Below are 20734 nucleotides of genomic sequence, written 5' to 3' on the forward strand. Positions count from 1 at the left end.
TGCCTCCTATGATGAATGTCTTAGTGCAAATGAATTGAATTCAAATAAATCGTATCTGTGACGGCTAATCGAGTATTCAAACGGAGTTCCATTATCTAGGTATGCCACTTGCTCTACTTCAAAGACTGGCTCTGTTGGAAGGAGTTGTAAGTAATTTTGCTCATCTTCCGAACAAGGTGCTGCACGTAAAATTTTCGTTGCACTCGCAATGCGTAAGCCTAATGGACCTTCGATATATTGATAGATAGAGTTTAATAGGACATCTTCAGTAATCCCTGGAATCACATTTGTACTCATATACGTTTGTTCTAATACATAAGGTTTTCCGTCGATGATGCGAAGGCGATGGATGTTGTATACAGGACTTTGCAGCGGTACTTGTAGTTTTTCTGCAAGAAATTCAGATGCAAACTCTAATTTAAAGTGAATAATTTTGGATTGAATGAAAGAATGCGAATCCTCAGAAATCTTCGTCAGCCCTTTAATGTCTCGTTCTGGAACGATGAGTTTTCGCTTCGACGTGCCTCGAGAGAGGACAAAGGTACCTTGGCCACGTTTTCTGAAGATAAGCCCTTCAGAAACGAGCAAGTCTAATGCTTTTTTGACCGTCATTCGACTGCTATCATACTTTTTTGTTAATGTAATTTCATCGGGGAGTTGTTGATTAATGGCATATTCGTTATTTAAAATTTTTTCACGAATCGCATGGTAAATCTGTAAATATTTTACGCTCATCGAATGTCATCCTTTCTATAAACTAGCTTAATTATAACAAATGTAGTATAGATAGGCAAAAACGACATTTTGGATACTAATAATATAATTTGTCTAGACAAATTATAAAAATGTGATATACTATGTTTGGAAAAGCTTACAGAAAGGAGGTTAATTATGAAGAAACAATTGATTTTCCCTCAAGGATTCTGGTGGGGTGCCGCTTCTAGCGGACCACAGACAGAAGGACAATTCGACAAGGTGCATGAAAATGTGATGGATTACTGGTATAGAACTGATCCAAAAGCATTCTTTAATGGAGTAGGACCTGATGTTGCCAGTGATTTTTATCATACGTATCCTGAAGATTTTCGTTTGATGAAGGAGATTGGATTTAATTCATTCCGAACTTCCATTCAATGGAGCCGTTTGATTAAGGACTTCGAAACGGGTGAAGCCGATCCAAAGGCTGTGGAATTTTACAATGCAGTTATTAATGAGGCAAAGAAAAACGATATTGAACTAGTTTTGAATTTACATCATTTCGATATGCCAGTTGAATTGCTCCAAAAATATGGTGGCTGGGAAAGTAAACATGTCGTGGATTTATTCGTAAAGTTTGCTAAAACAGCTTTTGAATGTTTTGGCAATAAGATTCATTACTGGACAACTTTCAATGAGCCAATGGTCATTCCAGAAGCAGGATACTTATATGCATTCCATTATCCAAACCTAAAAGGGAAAGGAAAAGAAGCTGTACAAGTGATTTATAATCTAAACCTTGCGAGTGCAAAAGTGATTGAACTGTATCATTCGCTAGGCATGAATGGCAAGATTGGAATTATTTTGAACTTGACGCCGGCTTACCCTAGAAGTGATTCTCCAGGAGATTTAGCAGCAAGTCAATTTACAGATGATTTCTTTAACAGAGTCTTCTTGAATCCAGCGGTGAAAGGTACATTCCCTGAAACCTTGGTGAAACAACTAGAAGAGGACGGCGTGTTATGGAGTCATACCGAAGAGGAATTGCAGCTAATCCAATCGAATACAGTTGATTTTCTTGGAGTGAATTACTATCATCCAAAACGTGTTCAAACGCAGCCTAATCCAGAGGAGTACAAAACACCTTGGATGCCAGACCAATATTTCAAAGAGTATGAATGGCCTGAGCGTCGCATGAATCCATATCGTGGATGGGAAATCTTCCCGAAAGCAATTTATGACATTGCAATGATTGTGAAAGAAGAATATGGCAATATCCCATGGTTCATTAGTGAAAACGGAATGGGTGTTGAAAACGAAGGTCGCTTCATTGGAGAAAATGGAGTCATTGATGATGTGTATCGTATTGAATTTTACGAAGAACATCTAACATGGCTACATAAAGCGATTGAAGAAGGTAGTCGTTGTTTTGGATATCATACATGGACTGCTTTTGATTGCTGGTCTTGGAATAATGCGTATAAGAATCGTTACGGTTTTATTTCTGTAGATTTAGAAACGCAAAAGAGAACCATCAAGAGTAGTGGAAGATGGTATCGTAACGTCACCGACAATAACGGTTTTGAAATAAAAATTGAGGAATAAAGAGAGGAGATATTCAGATGAAAAACTCAAAATTTATTGATAAATTTGCCGCGTTTGCAGGTAGACTGGGGAACCAAATTCATTTAAAAACCCTCAGAGATGCTTTCGCGACAGTAATGCCATTATATATTTTGGCAGGTTTAATTGTTCTTTTGAACAACACAGTATTTAAGTGGATTTTCCAAGGGGATACCTTAACGAAATTCCAATATTGGGGAATTACAATTGCAAACGGTACTTTAAGTATTTCAGGAATTATTATTGCCGTAATGGTTGGTTATTTCTTAGCGAAAAACAGAGACTTCGAAAACCCATTGGCAGCATCAATGCTATCATTAGTTTCATTAATTGTTATGATGCCAAATACAGTTTCTGCAGTTCCTAATGGAGCAAAAGATGCGGTGAACATTTCAGGCGTTCTTTCATTTAACAACACAGGAACAGGTGCAATGTTCGCAGGGGTTATCGTAGCGATTATTGCAACAGAATTATTCATCAAACTATCAAGCGTTAAAGCGTTACAAATTAACCTTGGTGATAACATTCCACCAGCAGTTGGTAAATCATTCAGCGTATTACTTCCAGTAATGACGGTTATTTCATTATTCGGGGTTGTATCAGCATTATTATTCAACATGTATCAAACAAACTTAATCTCAATTATTACAGTCTTCATCCAAGAACCTATTCGTCATATTGGTACAAGCTTGATTGGGGTAATCATTATTTACTCTCTAGGAAATATGTTATGGCTATTTGGTATTCACCAAGCCGTTATTTACAGTGCAATTCTAGAACCATTACTATTAATTAACATCACTGAAAACATCGCTGCAGCCAATAATGGACAAGCGATTCCGCACATCATCAACTTATCTCAAGTTCAAACATTTGCCTTAATGGGTGGTAGTGGATCTACATTATGTTTATTAGTAGCAACATTCTTAGTGAGCCGAAACGCTGCTTCTAAAAACGTAGCTAAATTATCATTTGGACCTGGTCTCTTTAATATCAATGAACCAGTATTATTCGGTTACCCAATCGTTTATAATATTTCATTAGCGATTCCATTTATCGCAGTTCCAGCTCTTGGTATTTTAATCAGTTACTTAGCAACCGTTGCTGGATTCATGAGTCCTGCATTTGTACAAGTTCCTTGGACTACACCAGTATTCTTAAATGCTTGGTTAGCAACAGCAGGGGACTTCAGAGCAATTCTAGTTCAATTAGTCATCTTTGTACTTGGTGTTCTTTTATACATTCCATTTATCAAAGTTAATGACAAAGTAGTTGAACAAGAAATGGAAGGTTAAAATTATGAAACATATTTTATTAGTATGTAATGCGGGAATGTCGACAAGTATGCTCGTTAAAAAGATGCAACAAAGCGCGGCTGAACGTGGTATTGATGTTTCAATTGAAGCAAAATCGATTACAGAAGCTAAAAAGAATATCCATGAAGCAGATGTTATTCTCATTGGACCACAAATTCGTTATGAGTTACCTGCAGTAAAAGAAATCGCAGGGGATATTCCAGTAGATGCGATTGATATGCGTGACTATGGAATGATGAACGGCCCAAAAGTATTAGACCAAGCACTAGCATTGATAGGAGAATAAAATGACAGAAGAAATGGAACTTATTTGTTTCCAGCTGATTGCTAATAGCGGTGCAGCCAAATCCTCATTTGTAGAAGCCATTCAATTGGCCAAAAAAGGACAGTTTGAAGACGCAAATGCAAAATTGGAGGAAGCAGAGGAAGCCTTTGTTGAGGCACATAAAATTCATGCAGAGCTGATTCAAAAAGAAGCAGGTGGAGAAAAAACAGAATTTTCATTGTTGTTCATGCATGCAGAGGATCAAATGGCATCAACAGAAATAGTACAGTTATTAGCGCAAGAGCTAATCGAACTGTACCGAAATAAACACGCACAATAAGAATTTTACAAAAACACAGATTGGCATTTTGTGCTGATCTGTGTTTTTTATTGTATTAGTAGTCGTTGTTAGAAAGTAAAGATTCCGGAGAAGCTTACGGATTCTATAATAGCAGTAATGTGAAGTGCATCGAATAAAAATTATGGGGAGTAGGAGTTTACTTCGTAGTTAAAAACTTTATAAAGGTAGACGCAGTAGCTGATTGAATCAAGCTTCATCACTTGTGATTCGCTTAATTCTAATCAGCCTTGCGGGGGTAAGACTACAAAGCAAACAGGACTCACACTGTGAGTCCTGTTTTGTCTTTGGTCTTACTCCCATTTGAAGCTTCGAAGGTGTAAGACTTCGTCTTACACCGGTGCAACGTTACAGCTAGTATGAAGACATCCGTGAGAATTCGAAGGAATCTTTCTTTAGGTTTTGAAGAGACTTTCATAAGGAAAAGAATCTTTAAGAAATGCCTAAATCCTTTTAAATCGCGTGAATTCAATGATAGAATAAACTCACATCAACTGTGGAGGAACATATGGGAGACAAAAAATTATTGATGAATACATATACAGGGCGCGTATTTAATCCGCTTGAAATAATTCCAGACAATGTTGCCATTGAAGATATTGCGCATGCCTTAAGTATGATGTGTCGAGGAAACGGACATCTACGTTTCTTTTATTCAGTAGGATTACATAGCATTAACTGTGCACAAGAAGCCATCGCTAGAGGATACCAAACAGGAACGGGCCTTGCGTGTCTATTGCATGACGCGACCGAAGCCTATATCGCTGATTTAATTCGACCTGTGAAAAAACAATTGCCAGAGTATGAAGTAATTGAAAATAACTTATTTGAAGTCATTAAAGAAAAATTTTTCTTGCAACATTTAGAAGAGAAAGAATGGGCAAAAGTTTGGGCAATTGATCATGAGATGCTCTCTAATGAATTACCGGTGATTTTAACGGATGAACCTATTATAAAAAAAGCGTCATTACTTAGCAGTCCAATTCTCGAAGAAAGAGGTATGCGAGCAGTCGAACTCGAATTCTTGAAGTTGTTTACCGTACTCTTTGAAGCCTATCAAAAAGAAGTAAAAAAATTAAAACGCGCTCAGGAAAAAAGAATACTCGAAGAAATGCCCCCCGGGAAACGACGCGCGGAAGAAAAACGAGTGGTAGAGTGGCTTAAAGGAATGCCACAATGGATTGAGGCTAAAACAATTGCTGTAACGATGCCAATGAGAATTGAATTCCAATTAGATTTGGTGATACAAGAAGCCAGACTTTTGGGGAAACAATTATTTGTTCCTGTCACTATGCCAGACAAGACATTAGTTTTTGTGGAATGGAATGAACAAACCACTTTTAAACGGACTTCGTTCGGAGCGTTAGAACCTGTGATTGACAGCGCTCATCCAATATTTGAAGCAAAAGATTTAGATTTAGTGATTGTTCCAGGATTACTTTATAGTACCAAAGGAGACCGAATTGGATTTGGCGGTGGCTATTATGATAGAACCCTGCAAAAGGTGGACGATTATCGTATTCTCTCACTAGCATATACGACTCAGGTGACTCCTGTTGTCGACTGGCCAATATTTGAAACGGATATTCATATTCCAACGATTATTACAAGTGAAGGAGTGGTTCGACATGTTTAAGATTAACCCTTGGAAATTAGAACGGATGAAGAGAAATTTCAATGAGAATTTTAGCTTCACTTATTTAATTCTTGCGATTCAAGCAGCGCTGTTTATCGTGATGACGCTAGCAGGTGGTAGCACGAATGGACAAGTTCTTGTTAATTTTGGTGCGAAATTCAATCCGTATATTATTCATCAACATGAATATTATCGATTTCTCACCCCCATTTTCTTACATATTGGGTTGGAACATATTTTATTTAACAGCGTGTTCTTGTATATGATTGGTCGTCAGATGGAATATGAAATTGGTCACTGGAGATTCCTTGCAGTTTATCTGTTATCAGGGATTATGGGGAACCTAGCTAGCTTTGCATTCTCATCTAGCATTTCAGCTGGAGCAAGTACGGCCCTTTTCGGACTCATGGGTGCAGTTGTTTACTTATCAAGAAAACATGGATACATTCGTACTTTCCAACAAATGGGAGTGCAATATGCAGGACTTATCGTTATCAATATTGTGCTTGGATTTATTAATTCTGCGGTAGATAACTACGGGCACTTAGGCGGACTCGTTGGAGGATATTTAGTGATGACAGCGATTAGCTTTAGAGGAGACCGATTGACAAAGCCGGCTTCACGCATTGCGGGAATTGCAACGTATTTTGTCATTGCATTTTTACTATTTTGGCTAGGAATGAAAAGATAATGCTGTTATAATGAAAGCATATACAAGATTCGTGGAGTGAATACAATGGAAAAAAAAATTATTGGTATTGATTTAGGTGGGACTTCCATCAAATTTGCGATTATTTCACTTGAAGGTGAAATTCAACAAAAATGGTCGATTCCTACCAATATTTTAGATGAAGGAAGTCATATTGTGGATGACATTATTGATACGATTCGTCATCGCTTAGAATTATTAGGACTAACAAATGAAAACTTTGCTGGAATCGGGATGGGTTCTCCTGGTGTTGTGGATAGAGAAAATGGTACAGTAATCGGTGCCTACAACTTAAACTGGAAAACTTCGCAACCTTTAAAGGAAAAAATTGAAGGAGCACTAGGAATTCCCTTCTATATTGATAATGATGCCAATGTTGCCGCACTTGGTGAAAAATGGATGGGTGCTGGTGGAGACCAACCTGATGTAACTTTCTTTACACTTGGAACAGGTGTAGGTGGTGGAATTATCGCTGAAAATAGACTGATTCATGGTGTAGCTGGTGCGGGCGGCGAACTTGGACATATTACGGTTGACTTTAGTGATCGTCCATTTGCATGTACTTGCGGTAAAAAAGGCTGTCTTGAAACGGTAGCGAGCGCTACAGGGATTGTGAACTTAGCCCGTCGTTATTCAGATGAATTTGCAGGCGATTCAGAATTAAAAGCAAGAATCGATGATGGGCAAGATGTCAGTGCTAAAGATGTATTTGATTTAGCTAAACAGAATGATCCTTTATCCTTAATCGTCATTCGTCATTTTTCTAAGTATTTAGGAATTGCATGTTCACATGTTGCAAATATGTTAAATCCATCATTCATCGTCATCGGTGGTGGAGTTAGTGCGGCAGGACAATTCTTACTAGAAGGTGTTCGAAAAGAATACGAACAATTAGTATTCCCACAAGTACGCGAAACAACACATTTACGTTTAGCCGAACTTGGGAATGATGCAGGAGTCATTGGAGCAGCTTCTTTAGTGCTTTTGAAAGATTAAAAGAAACATGATACAATATCTCTTGTCTGATTAAATATTTATTAAAGGAGTTAAGTCTCATGTGGTATATCGTTTGGGCTTTATTTATGGCCTATGGAATTTATTTATTTGTATTAATCTGGATGCGTCAATCATCTGCTAAAGTGGTTAGCGCTGAAGAATTCGGAAAAGATTTGCGTCATGGACAATTAATTGACGTTCGTGAGAAAGACGAATTTAAAGCAGCTCATATTTTAGGAGCTCGTAATATTCCATATTCTCAATTTAAAGAACGTTACATGGAATTACGTAAAGATCAACCAATTTATTTATACGAAGACGGCGTAACGATTGCTGGTCGCTGCGCTTATCGTTTAAAGAAAAATGGATATACAAATATTTTCATTTTAAAACATGGTTTTGAAGCATGGAATGGAAAAGTGAAAAAAAGAGAAAACTAAACAGAAAGAGCTAGTTCATTTGAACTAGCTCTTTTTTTATATCATTAATCCACTTTGTAATACATCATGTTTTTAACCGTTTTACCATCTGTAACCGTTTGTGTTCCGAAAATACGATCTTTTGAAATGTCCGATTGATCTTTTTCATCAGGAAGTAAACCATAAGTCAATTCTACATTTTTCGGGATGAAGGAGAATACCGCGCCTCCTACAAATGTTTTATCATTGTTTTCTGGAACCATAATCCAGTTTAAAAGGCCTTCTTGATATTGTTGTTTGGTAATTGCAACTTTCAAAACCCCATGACTACTCGAAATTTTACCTTCTTTGTCGATGTGGATTTCCCAACCAGCTGAGTTTCTCCAAGTTCCTTCCACGCTTCGGAAGTCCCCTTGTTTTATTGCTTGAAGATCCATTGAAGTTGGTTTTGGTTGTTCTGCTGGGATTACTACTTTTTCTGTAGATACAGTTTCGGGAAGCGGAAGAGTTGCTTCTTTTTGTTCTACTGTCGTTGAAACCACAGTAGTTAGTTCGACTGTAGTACTAGATGAGTTTTGTTCAATAGTTTTTGTACTTGATGTTGTAGTAGCTTTTGACTGAGTTGTAGTTGCGTCTTCTTTCTTTTGGAAAAGTGAACAGCCCCCTAAAGTAAGAGCTATTAAGAATAATGTTATCAGTTTTTTCATTAAAATCCCTCCGTTTCTATTCTATTATACTACTAATAAAGATAAATATGTATATTTTTTTAGAAGCTGTTCCTTTGACAAAGAGGTTTTTAAGTGGTATTTTGAAAATAATGAATCGGTAGGTGAGACTACCATGGAGATACGGATGACTACCGCAAAATAGTGGAGACACTATTCGTTGGTCAGCAGTCGCTGTCGTGAAGGCAGAGACTAATGTCATTACATTGCTCCATGATGTTAAAGCTTGGACGAAAAATAAGAATTGTTTATATCGTAAGCATCTTGTCGCGTCTAAGTTTCGACAAGGTGCTTTTTCATTTGCCAAAAATTTATAGAAAGAGGTGATTATATGCCTGGACCGGAGAGTCAAACGAAACAAATCAATGAGCGAAGGGAAGAGTGTGATGATCACCCGGAACTTCGCCTAATCTAAAAAAGAGGTGAAGTTTATGAAAACAGTAAAAGAAAGATTCGATTTAGCACTTATGAATCCAATCGCAGATGTCTTAGAGGCTTTAGAAACATCCGTGAAAGGACTAAATGAAGAGCAAGTAGAAACTCTCCGTGAAACATATGGAGAAAATAAAATTACAAAGGCTAAAGAGGATTCAATTTGGGAAAAAATTTATGAATCTATTATCAATCCATTTACGGTTATTTTGTTGGTTATTGCTGTCATTTCGTTGTTCACGAACGTAATTTTTGCAAAACCTGGAGAAGCTGATCCAACGACTTCTATTATTATCGTGGTGCTCGTAATTGTGTCAGGAGCCATACGTTTTGTTCAAGAGTTGAAGAGTGACAAAGCAGCGAGTAACTTATCCAATTTAATCGTCAATACAGCAACAGTTATTCGAGGTGGAGAAAAGATGGAAGTTCCAATTGAAGACCTAGTTGTTGGAGATATTATTAAATTAAGCGCTGGAGACATGTTACCAGCAGACGCATTATTATTAGAAACACGTGATTTTTTTATTCAACAATCAAGCTTAACTGGTGAAAGTGAATCCATTGAGAAGAAATCAATCTGGGTACCAGATGAAGAAGAAAAAACAAAACAAGCGCTTGAGAGCGAACGTTTTGTCTTTATGGGTTCAAACGTAGTTAGTGGTAGTGCCTTAGCAGTTATTTTAGTGACGGGTAATGATACGATGATTGGTCGTATCGAAAAAACATTGAATACATTTGAAGAACCAACTAGTTTTGAGAAAGAAATGAATAAAATCTCATGGCTATTGATTCGTTTAATGCTTGTGTTGGTACCAGTTGTATTCTTGATTAATGGATTAACAGACGGCGACTGGTTAGAAGCAGGGGTATTTGCGTTAAGTGTGGCTGTGGGCTTAACTCCAGAAATGTTGCCAATGATTATTACAGCCAGCCTTGCTAAAGGGGCAGTCATCATGGCAAAAGAAAAAGTCATTATTAAAAAACTAAATGCGATTCAAGATTTAGGGGCTATCGATATTCTTTGTACAGATAAAACAGGTACATTAACGCAAGATGAAATTATTCTTGAATATCCATTAGACATCTATGCAAATTTAGATTTGGGCGTATTAAAAATTGCATATTTAAACAGCTATTTCCAAACAGGTCTTAAAAATTTATTAGATCGTGCCATTATTACACGTACAGAAAAAGAAGCTGTTGAACATGAAGATTTACAAAACTTAGCAACGCGCTATCAAAAAATTGATGAGTTACCATTCGACTTCGAACGTCGTCGTATGAGTGTTATTGTGAAGGAAGACGACGAAGCAGTGCTTGTAACAAAAGGGGCATTGGAAGAAATGCTTGGTATCTCTACACATGTAAAAGACGGAGATGAAGTTCATCCAATTACAGAGGATATTCGTAAATCCATCTTAGAAGCGGTGAGTGGCTTAAACGAACAAGGTCTTCGCGTGCTTGGGGTGAGTCAAAAGAAATATAAAGATACTCACCATGCCTTCACTGTTGAAGACGAATCCAATATGATTCTAATGGGGTACTTAGCTTTCCTTGACCCACCAAAACCTTCTGCAGCACCAGCAATTCAAGCGTTGAAAGAACATGGTGTAACTACGAAGATTCTTACTGGAGATAATGAAAAAGTAACACTAACGGTCTGTGAAAAAGTAGGGCTACCAGTGGATAAAATCTTACTTGGTACAGAAATTGAAGAGATGAGCGATGAAGAGTTAGCAACAGTAGCTGAAGAAACAACCATTTTTGCAAAATTATCTCCAGACCAAAAAGCAAGAATTATTCATTTACTTAAAGGGAAAGGTCACAAGATTGGCTATATGGGCGATGGTATCAATGATGCACCATCTTTAAAAGTAGCAGACATTGGAATTTCTGTGGATAGTGCCGTGGATATTGCTAAAGAAGTGGCTGATGTCGTTCTTTTAGATAAGGACTTACTCGTTCTTGAAAAAGGAATAATTGAAGGTCGTAAAGTTTATGCGAATATGACAAAATATATTAAGATGACCGTTTCATCAAACTTCGGAAATATCTTCTCCGTATTATTCGCAAGTATTTTCCTACCATTCTTACCCATGGCTCCAGTTCACTTAATCGTATTGAACTTAATCTATGATTTAAGCTGTGTGGCATTACCATTTGATAATGTAGATGCAGATTTCTTAAAAGAACCACGAGCATGGACAGCGAGCTCGATTACACGATTTATGGCTTGGTTTGGACCAACCAGTTCCATCTTTGACATCATCACATTTGCGATTATGTTCTTTGGAATTGCACCAATGATTACTGGAAGTAGTTATGCAACATCTACGAATTCAGCATTCTTCTTGATGGTCTTTCAAACGGGTTGGTTCATTGAATCTATGTGGTCTCAAACGATGGTTATTTATATGTTACGCTCACCAAAATTACCATTCGTACATTCAAAACCAGCCTTCTCGTTGCTAGTCACATCCTTATTTGCTTTATTTGTTGTAACGGTACTTCCTTACACACCACTAGCAGGAGCATTAAAACTAGCACCACTAAACGGACTTTACTTCCTTGCATTGATACTGATTATTGCTGGATATATGTTTTTAGTAACCATTGTAAAAACAGCGTATATTAAAAAATATAATGAATGGTTATAATGCTATAAGAGCTATCGTAACAGGTTGTTATGATAGCTTTTTTTATTCCAAATGTGCTATTCTTCAATCATAAAAAATATTAGGTGCGATTCTATGGAAAAAATTATTTACACTACAACAGCTGTGAACATAGATGGGTTAAATGGGAAATCATTTACTGAGGGAAATGGTGATAAAAACTGGGAAGTTGAAATTTCATCTCCTTTAAGCGAAAAAAAAGGAACCAATCCTGAGCAATTATTTGCACTGGCTTATGCTACTTGTCTAAATGCTTCAATTGGAATTGTTGAAAAAGGTTTGAATCTAGAACATCAATGTAGAGTCGAAGTTAAAGTAGATTTAACAAAAGATCCTGATGGAGAAGGGTATTTATTCTTACCTTCAGTTCGTGTTTTAATGCCAACAAGGGAAGAAAAATTAGCGAAAGAAATTCTAGAGGCTGCTGAACGTATATGCCCTATTCAAAAACTATTACAAGGAGTAAGTGTTCCCCTTGTGGAATTAGTAACAGTGAATGGGTAATACAAATATAAGAGTTGCAACAGTAGAAGATGCTCGTTTTATTCAAGCAATTTATGAACCATATGTCCTGAACACGGCCATAACGTTTGAAGAAGTAGTTCCTAGTGTAGAAGAATTTCAAGAGCGTATTGCTAAAACATTGGAATCTTTTCCTTATTTAGTTTTAGAGGAGGGGGAAGAGATTGTTGGTTATGCATATGCTGGAAGATTTTCTCAAAGGGCAGCATTTGACTGGTCAACCGAGGTTAGTATCTATATCAGCATCGAACATCAAAGAAAAGGTTTTGGCAAGTTATTATATACAGAACTTGAAAAACAACTATTGAAATTAGGCTATCAAAACATATATGCTTGTGTGGCAGTGCCAGAAGTAGAGGATGAGTATTTAACTAATAATAGCTTGTCCTATCACCAATACTTAGGGTTTAAAGAATGTGGACGTTTTGAAAATTGTGGTTGTAAATTTAATCGGTGGTATCATATTGCGTGGTTACAAAAACATGCTGCTAAGAAAATTCCCGCAGATCGTCCAAAAAAGTTTGAAGGATTATAAAAACAATACCACATCAACAGATCTGTTGATGTGGTATTGTTTTTTATCTAAAATGATTGATTTTTTGTTTAAAAAATACCCAGCAGCATTTATAGGATTCGTCGTTCATTTTTAGCTTACTGTACAATTGATAATTCGGTCTCCACCAACGAAGTTTGCCTCCAGAAAAATGTTCTAAAAACTCTGAAAAAGGGTGGTCATAAGGTTCCTTTGGTAAACCACTGCAAAATATAGAAAAATAACCAGATAGTTTTCCAAAAGCGACTCCTATTTCTCCTTTTGTCCAATTGGAGTGTCTCAAAACACCCTCGACATGAGAATGAGGAGTTTTATTTAAATAATGTTCAATACGCATGTTCCATTGATGTGATAGATCGAGGGAATCAAATTTTTTATCAAACCATTCTTCTTCAATTTCTAGTTCAATAAAATATTTAAGCATTTCTTGAAGGGGTTGATAACTTTCGATACTATTATGAATTTTATTTGTTTTAAAGTAATGGAAAGTCAGTTCTTCATGAATCTTTTCAAGAAAGGCAGGATCTCCGTTATTTTCTGGGAAAATTCTGTTAACGATTACTTTTGTAAGACTATCTGTTAATAAGGGGAGGAGTGTACAAAAGCCAATAATGGAGTGTTTCATAAATCTTTGTTCTGTTTCACTTTTGTCATCTGTTGTTGCTGAATGATTATAATCTAATATAAAAACTTCTCCTAGTAGTTTTAGACATTCGTTTAGTGCACTTACAAAGTCTGTAAATAATCCTAAATTAAGATAAATCGTCTCTTCATTTTGGTAGATGGTCGGAAAAGGATTCGGACCAAAATTAATAAGGATACTTTGTTTCGAGATAACGGATTGTGCAATACGGATAATATCGTATAACACAGACATAGTTTCCTCTTTACTCAAATGTAAATGTTGAATTGGAATGTATTCGCTTGGAAAGGTTTCTATGTAATCTCTATATAAACGTAAAAAAGAAGCTTTACTTTCTTTAATATGCTGATAATAAAATTCAGTAAGTTCTACTCCATATATGGATTTGAGAACATCCATATATTTCACTTCATTCATGTTTAATTGTTTTTGATATTTTAAATGGAAAAATTCTCTTAGAAGATTGAGGTGAGGGAATAAATTAATGATGCTTTCTCCACGAAGTCCTTTAATCCACAGTGAGGTTAATGTGTACAAAGCCTCAGAATAAGGCTTATGAAAACAGTGGGTAGAAAACTGATGACGAAGATAATAATCATTCAATTTTTGAAATTGCTTTTGTTGCTGGATAGAAAGAGTGTGAGAAAAATCTTCAAAATGATGGATTAAAAAAGTAGCTTCACTAGAACTAATTAAATACTCAATAATTTCTTCAAATGCCTTGTTATAAGGATTAGGATCTGGAGAAAATAAATTATAGAAAAAATAATGTTTTTGTTGTTGCTCCTCAAGTAATTCAATTTGTTTCACTAATAAACTTAAATCCTGCGTATAACGTTCCATTGTATGACCCTCCCTAAAGCTTTTTTGATTTTATTGTAACGCTTACACTTTTTGCCGTCAATATGAATATTTATCTATTTTTTAGTTGATTTTTGTTTATTTTAAGATTTTTAAAATAAGCTTGACTTCATAGGGAGAGTCTTACATAATGGAGAAAGTCAAAGAGAAGGAGAGGTTTGATGTCTAAAAAAACTAAAGGTACAATTGCTATTACATTAGCAATTGCAGCGATGGTTCTAATATTTGTAAGTTCTAGTATGTCGTACAAAGATCAATCCTTAGTAGCGACTATTCAAAAGGGCTTACCCTCTCAACCATTTTCAGAGTTACTTTCAAAGATTAAGTTTGAATATGCGAATCAAACCATTAGTATTCCTTCATTAGGCTATGCTCAGTTCGTTGAATTTTTTATTCGTAAAATAATTCACTTTTTAGCCTACTTCTTTATTGGATACCAATGGACAAGAGGATTAAATGTTCATGTTCGAAAGAAAGGATTTCCTCTTTTTCTGGCTTTTTTTATAACTGTTTTATATGCAATCACAGATGAGTTTCATCAAGGAATCACGCCTGGTAGGACCCCTTTAATTCAAGATGTGTTTATTGATGCATTAGGTGCAGTGTTTGGTGTTGGTTTAGGAACTTTAAAGAAAATTAAATAAAAAAACGTTGAAGATTTTCTTCAACGTTTTTTATTTTGAGAATCTTTTTTATTTCTTTTTGCATAGTTCATTATGACTAGTCAATGAGTGGAGGAAGAAACATGGAAATGAATGAATTAGCAGTGGAAATCTTTAAAAAAGCTATTTCCCACCAGTTGGATGATATTCATTTATTGCCCATTGGAGAGGAGTATGTATTTTACTTAAGAGATGTTAATGGTTTAAAAGAGCTAAGGAAAGTTTCAACGAAGATTGCTGAACAGTTTATTTCATATTTGAAATACCAAGCGGGGATGGATGTGGGGGAGAGAAGAAGACCTCAAAGTGGATCACTGACTTTTGAATTCTCAGTTCATCAAATCATTGAGTTACGTTTATCTGTTATTACTAATTTTAAGCAAAAAGAATCAATGGTCATTCGACTTTTACATCGTTCAAAAAAAGAGAATACTGCTATCCAATCGACAACTTACTTTCCCAAGGATTGGAGATTATTAGAACAGTTTCTTAGATATAAAAGTGGATTAATTCTATTTTCTGGTCCTGTTAGTTCTGGAAAAACAAGTACCATGTATTCCTTACTTAGAGGAAGAATGAATGAAAAGACGTTACAAGTCATTACAATGGAGGATCCAGTCGAATATCATGAACCACTGTTTCTTCAAACAGAAATTAATGAAAAAGCGGGGATTACTTACGAACTTTTAATTAAAAGCTGTTTAAGACATCATCCAGATATTCTTCTTATTGGAGAAATTAGAGATGAAATGACCGCAAAAATGGCCATTCGCGCGGCCTTAACAGGCCATCTAATTTTAGCGACAGTGCATGCAAAAGATTGTAATGGTGTAATCTCTAGGCTAATAGAACTTGGTGTTAGTAAGACGATGTTAGAACAAACGATTATCGCAATTTGTTCACAGCGTCTACTTCCAAGATATTGCGCCTTGTGTCAACAAGAATGCCAAATTTATTGTAATCACTTAGCAAACGGAGAAAAAAGAGGAACGATTTTTGAAATTGAAACGAATCGTAGAATTTCGAACTTTTTTAACAAGAATCAGTTTGAAAGAGACGAGGAAAGGATTCATCCTTTTAATAAGGTGTTAAGAAAGGTTTATGCATTGGGATATATTACTGAAAAAACTTACGAAACCTATCAAATTATCTAAGAAATGGAAAGCTGACATACAAGCGAGATTCATGCTTCAATTGTCTCATCTATTACAAGAGGGGTTTAGTTTAGATGAGTCCTTAAAATTTTTAGAGTATTTATTCGATGACCAGAAGTGTCAGATAGAACAGATGAGAAAGTTGTTGAGTGAAGGACATCGGTTTGACCAATGTTTAATAGAGTTTGGCTTCTCAGAAATTCATACTTCTCAAATATATCTATCGATGCAATTTGGAAGTTTTGGGAAAGCTTGTGATTCCATTGGAGATTTTTTAATACGTAAGCAAAAGCAAAAGAAAAAAATGCATCAAACAATGATTTATCCAGCCTTCCTTTTTATATTTGTAATTGGGATGATTCTTTGTATCCGAGTGTTATTACTCGATCAGTTAAGCAGTATGATTCAAGAGGAACAATTAAAACAAAGTGGATTTCTATATTGGATATGGCTGTGGTTCCAAAATTTACCGCAAATCTCACTCTTTATACTAGGAGTTGGAATGACACTCTCTATTCTCATTTATTCTTTTTGGAAACAAAAGGATTCGTATCATCAATTTCTAAGTTTGATTCATTTGCCGATTGTTGGAAAGAGCGTTCAACAATACGTCACCTTTTTGTATGCTAGAGAATTTTCTTATTTTTTAGGGAATGGACAATCTCTTCTAACTATGGTTGCGGAAATGAAGAAGGATGGGACAAGTAACCTTTCAAAAATACTCGCTAAAAAAATAGAAAAAGAACTGGTTCAAGGAGAATCTTTCTCGGGTGCACTTGAGAAAATAGGATTGTTTCGAAAAGAGTTTATTTGGCTTGTATTAGAAGGAGAGAAGACTAGACAGTTAGATGTCCAACTAAAGGTATACGCTGATCAAATGCTTGAAGAATTTTCAAAAGGAATCGAAAAGAAAATCAAATGGATACAACCAATACTCCTGTTTGGAATCGGGTTTCTCATCGTTTCCATGTATCTTATCTTATTACTACCGACATTAACAATGATTGGAGGAAATTAAAATGAAAATTAAAACAAAGAAAAAAGGCTTCACATTAATCGAATTACTCGTGTGCCTCTTTATTATTGGCTTGATGATGCTACTGATTATTCCGAATATTGCACAGCAACGAAAGACTGCTCAAGATAAGGCAGATAAAGCGATAATGAAAGTAGTTGAAACACAACAACAATCCTATATGCTAGAACATAATACAAAAGTAGTTCCGACAGTAGAAGAATTATTAAATAATAAATACATTGATGATAAGCAAGTTGAAGCTTACAATCAAGCAAAAGCTAATGCTACAGCCAATACCCAACATTAATTATGAAAAGTAGAGCATTTACTCTCGTTGAATGCTTAATATCGCTGGCGATTGCTTGTTTCTTAGTGATACTGACTCCGCCTTTGATTAGTCAGTCATATGTGAATTGGAAGGAAGAAGTATTTCTTAGAGAGTTTGAGCAAGTGATGGATATAGCACAGATTACAGCTATTTCAACGGGCAAAGGTTCATTTGTGACAGTTTCGGGTGGCCTAGTGGAATTAAATTGTCATGGAGCTAGGGAGTTGGATAAGAAGATTCGTTTTCCAGATACAATGAAGAGTTATTCTATTCAAACGTATAGTTTTAAACCTTATAGTGGGAATGTTGGTCAGTTCTCATCCGTGACTTTTGATGGGCAGAATCGCAGATACACTTATGTTTTTCAATTAGGGGAGGCTAAGTATCATGTTGAAATTACCGACAAGTAGAGGATATGTATTGCTTGAAGCGTTGATAGGGCTGATGGTTTTATCGGTTATTGTCTCCTTAATTAGTTTTACGGTTGGGCAACTGTACCGTAGGCAACAGCTAAAAGGATGCTTTTTGGATGCTGCAGCTACACAGCTCATGGATTTACAAGCTAGCACTACTTATCCTACAACTATTGATAAAATAGCATATGAAGAGTTTCAAAAGATGAAAAATGTTATGCTAAAAAATGAAAATTCAACTGTCTCTCCAACAATAGTGACTGTATCTTGTGGAGAGCATAAGGAGGTGTTCCAAATCAATGCAATTACCGAGAAAAAAGTCCGGTTTTCTGCTCATTGAACACCTCTTGGCCCTTGTCATTATCTCTATTAGTTTAGTGGCATTTATGGGACTTTGCACAGAGTTTTTAAAGATCAAAGATCGACTCAATGTTCCTGACGATATTAAATGGCATGTAGCAGTACAGCAGATGAATTTTAATTATGCTGGATATAGACTGAAGTCATTTAACGGCTACAATCCTTATATTGCATATTTTGAAAACATGACATCTGAGAAAACAGAGGTGATTACGTTAGTTTCTAGTTGGAGGGACGGAGGGAAGATTTATAAAGGATTAGGAGGAAGTGGAGGACATCAACCATTTCTCTACGGCATTCGCTCCTTGTCCATTCAAAGAAATGGTAGCAGATTACTTATGTCACTAACTTTAAATCAAGGGAATACTTTTCGATTAAATTTCGCACCAAAGAATCGTGTTATCTACATCAAAGTGAAAGAGGTAAAGGAAAAGAAAAATGACAAACCCTAAAAGAAAAGGAACATTACTATTTCAGTTTCTACCACTCCTTGCGATTGCTAGTTTCCTCATCATTGCTCTATTAAAAATTCATGCCCATAACACTCTTGAATATCGCCTTCTAGAAGATGGGTATCGAATGGATTTATTGCTCGAGATGGCGAGTCAAACAGTGCGTCAAAAGCTTTCTTTTAAAGGGAATGAAATGACTTTTCCGAATAATATTCAATTTTCTAATGGCACAGTGAGGGTGGAATGGAACGAGAAAGTACATCAATTTATGTTGAAGGCATACCTTTCAAATGGCCACACCAAAGAAGATACACTAACTATTCAGTTTGTAAAATAAACTAAACGCTAGATAGCAACTTCTTTTGTTTTTTTCATTTTCAAGATATGGTATACTTTTCAATGAGAAAATGAAAAGATGGTGAAATGATGACACAAACAATCGGAGAAATTTTAAAAAGTGCAAGACAATTAAAAGGGTATACCCTTGATGACTTGCAACAAATTACTAAAATTCAAAAACGTTATTTAATGGCAATTGAAGATAATGACTTTGACTTGATGCCAGGAGCTTTTTATACACGTGCGTTCATAAAACAGATTGCGGACACAGTTGGTTTAGACGGTGCATCTTTATTAGAAGAACATACGAACGAAATTCCACAAACAACAGTTAAAACAACGATTTTTACGGCGACCTCGACTTCAGTAACAACTAATCGTACACGTTTAAATAAGAACAAGAGTAAAGGGTCTTTAATATCAGATACTTTAAAGAGTTATTTCCCAACGATCTTATTGGGAATGTTCTTAGTAGCGATTATTTTTGCGATTGGACAAGCAGTTTTAAATACACGTAGTCAAAGAAATAATCAAGTTACAACACAAGTGACAACTCAACAAAGTGTCGTACAAGAAACAACCGTAGCTACTACGACAACTAAAGCTCCAGAAATTACTACTGTAAATTATTCATACGCTAATGGAAATGCTCTATATTATACTGCTAAAGTAAGTAAATTCCCATTAGATGTTAAAGTGTTAAATCAAGCAAGAACGGATCTTTGGGCTCAAATCTCTGCGGATGGAAAAGTAGTAGCAGATGGAGTTCCAAGTACGGGTCAAACAATTTCTGGTTCTATTCCAGAAGGGACAACAACCATTCGTATGGATTTTGGTTATACACCTTTAGGAACGATTACCGTAGGAGGAGTTGAACTAAAAATTCCAGAAGGTTCAACTGCAAATAGAATTTATATCACAATTCAATAGGAGAGATTCAGTGAATTTACCAAATAAATTAACCATAATGAGAATCTTCATGATTCCTGTGTTTATCGTTCTCATGTGCTTGCCAAGTGAAATGTTTGGTGGGATGACTTTTTTAGGTTCACAAATTAGTATTGTTCACTTCTTGGCAATGATTATTTTTGCGGTAGCTAGTTTTACAGATTATCTTGATGGCTATTTAGCGCGTAAATACAAATTAGTGACAAATTTTGGGAAATTTGCTGATCCTTTAGCGGATAAAATGTTAGTGATGACAGCGTTTATCATGCTTGTTTCATTTAACTTAGCCCCTGCTTGGATAGTTAGTATCATTGTTTGTCGTGAATTAGCGGTAACAGGTCTACGACTATTACTAGTAACGGATGGAGAAGTGATGGCGGCAGCTTGGCCAGGAAAAGTGAAGACTGCCACTCAGATGTTGGCGATTATTTTTCTATTGACGGATGATTTGTTCTTTAAGGCATTTGGACTTCCAATTGGGCAAATCTTATTATATAGTTGTTTAGTATTTACAATCTATTCAGGTGTGGATTATTTTGTAAAGAATCGACATGTATTTGCGGATTCATTTACTAAAACAGAATAACAATTGAAGCCTGAAACATTGTTTTAGGCTTTTTATTTTTACTAA

Annotated in this window: 24 protein-coding genes and 1 riboswitch; of the genes, 21 read left to right on the plus strand and 3 right to left on the minus strand. The window is 35.8% G+C overall.

Features of this window, described 5'->3' with window-relative positions; all coding sequences use genetic code 11:
- Positions 1-6 precede the first annotated feature (6 nt).
- On the minus strand, positions 7-735 hold the full coding sequence (locus ACO5V7_RS02870; protein WP_485484966.1) for a GntR family transcriptional regulator: 729 nt from the start codon (positions 733-735) through the stop codon (positions 7-9).
- A gap of 156 nt (positions 736-891) precedes the next feature.
- Between ACO5V7_RS02870 and ACO5V7_RS02875 the strand changes: the two genes are divergently transcribed.
- The 8 genes from ACO5V7_RS02875 to ACO5V7_RS02910 all read left to right on the plus strand — a co-directional run bounded on the left by ACO5V7_RS02875 (position 892) and on the right by ACO5V7_RS02910 (position 8039).
- Positions 892-2301 (plus strand): glycoside hydrolase family 1 protein, encoded by a 1410-nt coding sequence (locus tag ACO5V7_RS02875; RefSeq protein WP_485484967.1) that lies wholly within the window; start codon positions 892-894, stop codon positions 2299-2301.
- A gap of 17 nt (positions 2302-2318) precedes the next feature.
- Positions 2319-3614: a PTS sugar transporter subunit IIC gene (locus ACO5V7_RS02880; RefSeq protein WP_485484968.1), complete on the plus strand. Its 1296-nt coding sequence runs from the start codon at positions 2319-2321 to the stop codon at positions 3612-3614.
- Between the two features lie 4 nt (positions 3615-3618).
- Positions 3619-3921 carry a PTS sugar transporter subunit IIB gene (locus ACO5V7_RS02885; RefSeq protein ID WP_485484969.1) on the plus strand — a complete coding sequence of 101 codons (303 nt, stop codon included), beginning with the start codon at positions 3619-3621 and terminating at the stop codon, positions 3919-3921.
- A gap of 1 nt (position 3922) precedes the next feature.
- Positions 3923-4240, plus strand: a complete 318-nt coding sequence (locus ACO5V7_RS02890) for a PTS sugar transporter subunit IIA (RefSeq protein WP_485484970.1) — start codon at positions 3923-3925, stop codon at positions 4238-4240.
- 526 nt (positions 4241-4766) lie between these two features.
- Positions 4767-5894, plus strand: coding sequence for a 5-formyltetrahydrofolate cyclo-ligase (locus ACO5V7_RS02895; protein ID WP_485484971.1), 1128 nt, complete (start codon positions 4767-4769; stop codon positions 5892-5894).
- Entirely contained in the window at positions 5887-6585 is a 699-nt protein-coding gene (locus ACO5V7_RS02900) for a rhomboid family intramembrane serine protease (RefSeq protein ID WP_485484972.1), read from the plus strand. The genes ACO5V7_RS02895 and ACO5V7_RS02900 overlap by 8 nt, the downstream gene beginning before the upstream one ends.
- Before the next feature lie 45 nt (positions 6586-6630).
- Complete coding sequence (locus ACO5V7_RS02905; protein WP_485484973.1) at positions 6631-7599, plus strand: ROK family glucokinase; 969 nt, start codon at positions 6631-6633, stop codon at positions 7597-7599.
- 59 nt (positions 7600-7658) lie between these two features.
- Positions 7659-8039, plus strand: coding sequence for a rhodanese-like domain-containing protein (locus ACO5V7_RS02910; protein WP_298647175.1), 381 nt, complete (start codon positions 7659-7661; stop codon positions 8037-8039).
- 44 nt (positions 8040-8083) lie between these two features.
- On the opposite strand, the gene ACO5V7_RS02915 is transcribed toward ACO5V7_RS02910, so the two are convergent.
- On the minus strand, positions 8084-8725 hold the full coding sequence (locus ACO5V7_RS02915) for a DUF6287 domain-containing protein (protein ID WP_485484974.1): 642 nt from the start codon (positions 8723-8725) through the stop codon (positions 8084-8086).
- Between the two features lie 107 nt (positions 8726-8832).
- Positions 8833-8989: riboswitch (M-box (ykoK) riboswitch) on the plus strand.
- Positions 8990-9174: 185 nt separating this feature from the next.
- Here ACO5V7_RS02915 and mgtA point away from each other — a divergent pair.
- From mgtA to ACO5V7_RS02930, 3 genes are all read left to right on the plus strand, one after another.
- Complete coding sequence (mgtA, locus tag ACO5V7_RS02920) at positions 9175-11832, plus strand: magnesium-translocating P-type ATPase (protein ID WP_485484975.1); 2658 nt, start codon at positions 9175-9177, stop codon at positions 11830-11832.
- A 93-nt stretch (positions 11833-11925) separates the two neighbouring features.
- On the plus strand, positions 11926-12354 hold the full coding sequence (locus ACO5V7_RS02925; RefSeq protein WP_485484976.1) for an OsmC family protein: 429 nt from the start codon (positions 11926-11928) through the stop codon (positions 12352-12354).
- Positions 12347-12907 carry a GNAT family N-acetyltransferase gene (locus ACO5V7_RS02930; RefSeq protein ID WP_485484977.1) on the plus strand — a complete coding sequence of 187 codons (561 nt, stop codon included), beginning with the start codon at positions 12347-12349 and terminating at the stop codon, positions 12905-12907. The genes ACO5V7_RS02925 and ACO5V7_RS02930 overlap by 8 nt, the downstream gene beginning before the upstream one ends.
- A 43-nt stretch (positions 12908-12950) precedes the next feature.
- On the opposite strand, the gene ACO5V7_RS02935 is transcribed toward ACO5V7_RS02930, so the two are convergent.
- The gene (locus ACO5V7_RS02935; protein WP_485484978.1) at positions 12951-14411 is read right to left on the minus strand and encodes a hypothetical protein; all 1461 of its coding nucleotides are present in this window, start codon (positions 14409-14411) and stop codon (positions 12951-12953) included.
- Positions 14412-14590: 179 nt separating this feature from the next.
- Here ACO5V7_RS02935 and ACO5V7_RS02940 point away from each other — a divergent pair, with 179 nt between their 5' ends.
- From ACO5V7_RS02940 to pgsA, 10 genes are all read left to right on the plus strand, one after another.
- Positions 14591-15073: a VanZ family protein gene (locus ACO5V7_RS02940; protein WP_485484979.1), complete on the plus strand. Its 483-nt coding sequence runs from the start codon at positions 14591-14593 to the stop codon at positions 15071-15073.
- A 101-nt stretch (positions 15074-15174) separates the two neighbouring features.
- Positions 15175-16245, plus strand: coding sequence for a competence type IV pilus ATPase ComGA (gene comGA / locus ACO5V7_RS02945; RefSeq protein WP_485484980.1), 1071 nt, complete (start codon positions 15175-15177; stop codon positions 16243-16245).
- A 31-nt stretch (positions 16246-16276) separates the two neighbouring features.
- Positions 16277-17263 carry a competence type IV pilus assembly protein ComGB gene (gene comGB / locus ACO5V7_RS02950; protein WP_485484981.1) on the plus strand — a complete coding sequence of 329 codons (987 nt, stop codon included), beginning with the start codon at positions 16277-16279 and terminating at the stop codon, positions 17261-17263.
- Position 17264: 1 nt separating this feature from the next.
- Positions 17265-17570, plus strand: coding sequence for a competence type IV pilus major pilin ComGC (gene comGC, locus ACO5V7_RS02955; protein WP_485484982.1), 306 nt, complete (start codon positions 17265-17267; stop codon positions 17568-17570).
- 2 nt (positions 17571-17572) lie between these two features.
- A complete protein-coding gene (gene comGD, locus ACO5V7_RS02960) occupies positions 17573-18001 on the plus strand; it encodes a competence type IV pilus minor pilin ComGD (RefSeq protein WP_298646078.1) in 429 nt (142 codons plus the stop codon).
- Positions 17979-18344 (plus strand): pilus assembly FimT family protein, encoded by a 366-nt coding sequence (locus ACO5V7_RS02965; protein WP_485484983.1) that lies wholly within the window; start codon positions 17979-17981, stop codon positions 18342-18344. The genes comGD and ACO5V7_RS02965 overlap by 23 nt, the downstream gene beginning before the upstream one ends.
- Entirely contained in the window at positions 18304-18816 is a 513-nt protein-coding gene (locus ACO5V7_RS02970) for a hypothetical protein (protein WP_485484984.1), read from the plus strand. The genes ACO5V7_RS02965 and ACO5V7_RS02970 overlap by 41 nt, the downstream gene beginning before the upstream one ends.
- Positions 18803-19153, plus strand: a complete 351-nt coding sequence (locus tag ACO5V7_RS02975; protein WP_485484985.1) for a hypothetical protein — start codon at positions 18803-18805, stop codon at positions 19151-19153. The genes ACO5V7_RS02970 and ACO5V7_RS02975 overlap by 14 nt, the downstream gene beginning before the upstream one ends.
- Positions 19154-19239: 86 nt before the next feature.
- Positions 19240-20085, plus strand: a complete 846-nt coding sequence (locus tag ACO5V7_RS02980; RefSeq protein ID WP_485484986.1) for a helix-turn-helix domain-containing protein — start codon at positions 19240-19242, stop codon at positions 20083-20085.
- A gap of 10 nt (positions 20086-20095) precedes the next feature.
- Positions 20096-20689, plus strand: a complete 594-nt coding sequence (gene pgsA, locus ACO5V7_RS02985) for a CDP-diacylglycerol--glycerol-3-phosphate 3-phosphatidyltransferase (RefSeq protein WP_298646089.1) — start codon at positions 20096-20098, stop codon at positions 20687-20689.
- Positions 20690-20734 lie beyond the last annotated feature (45 nt).

The organism is Granulicatella sp. (assembly GCF_057274575.1).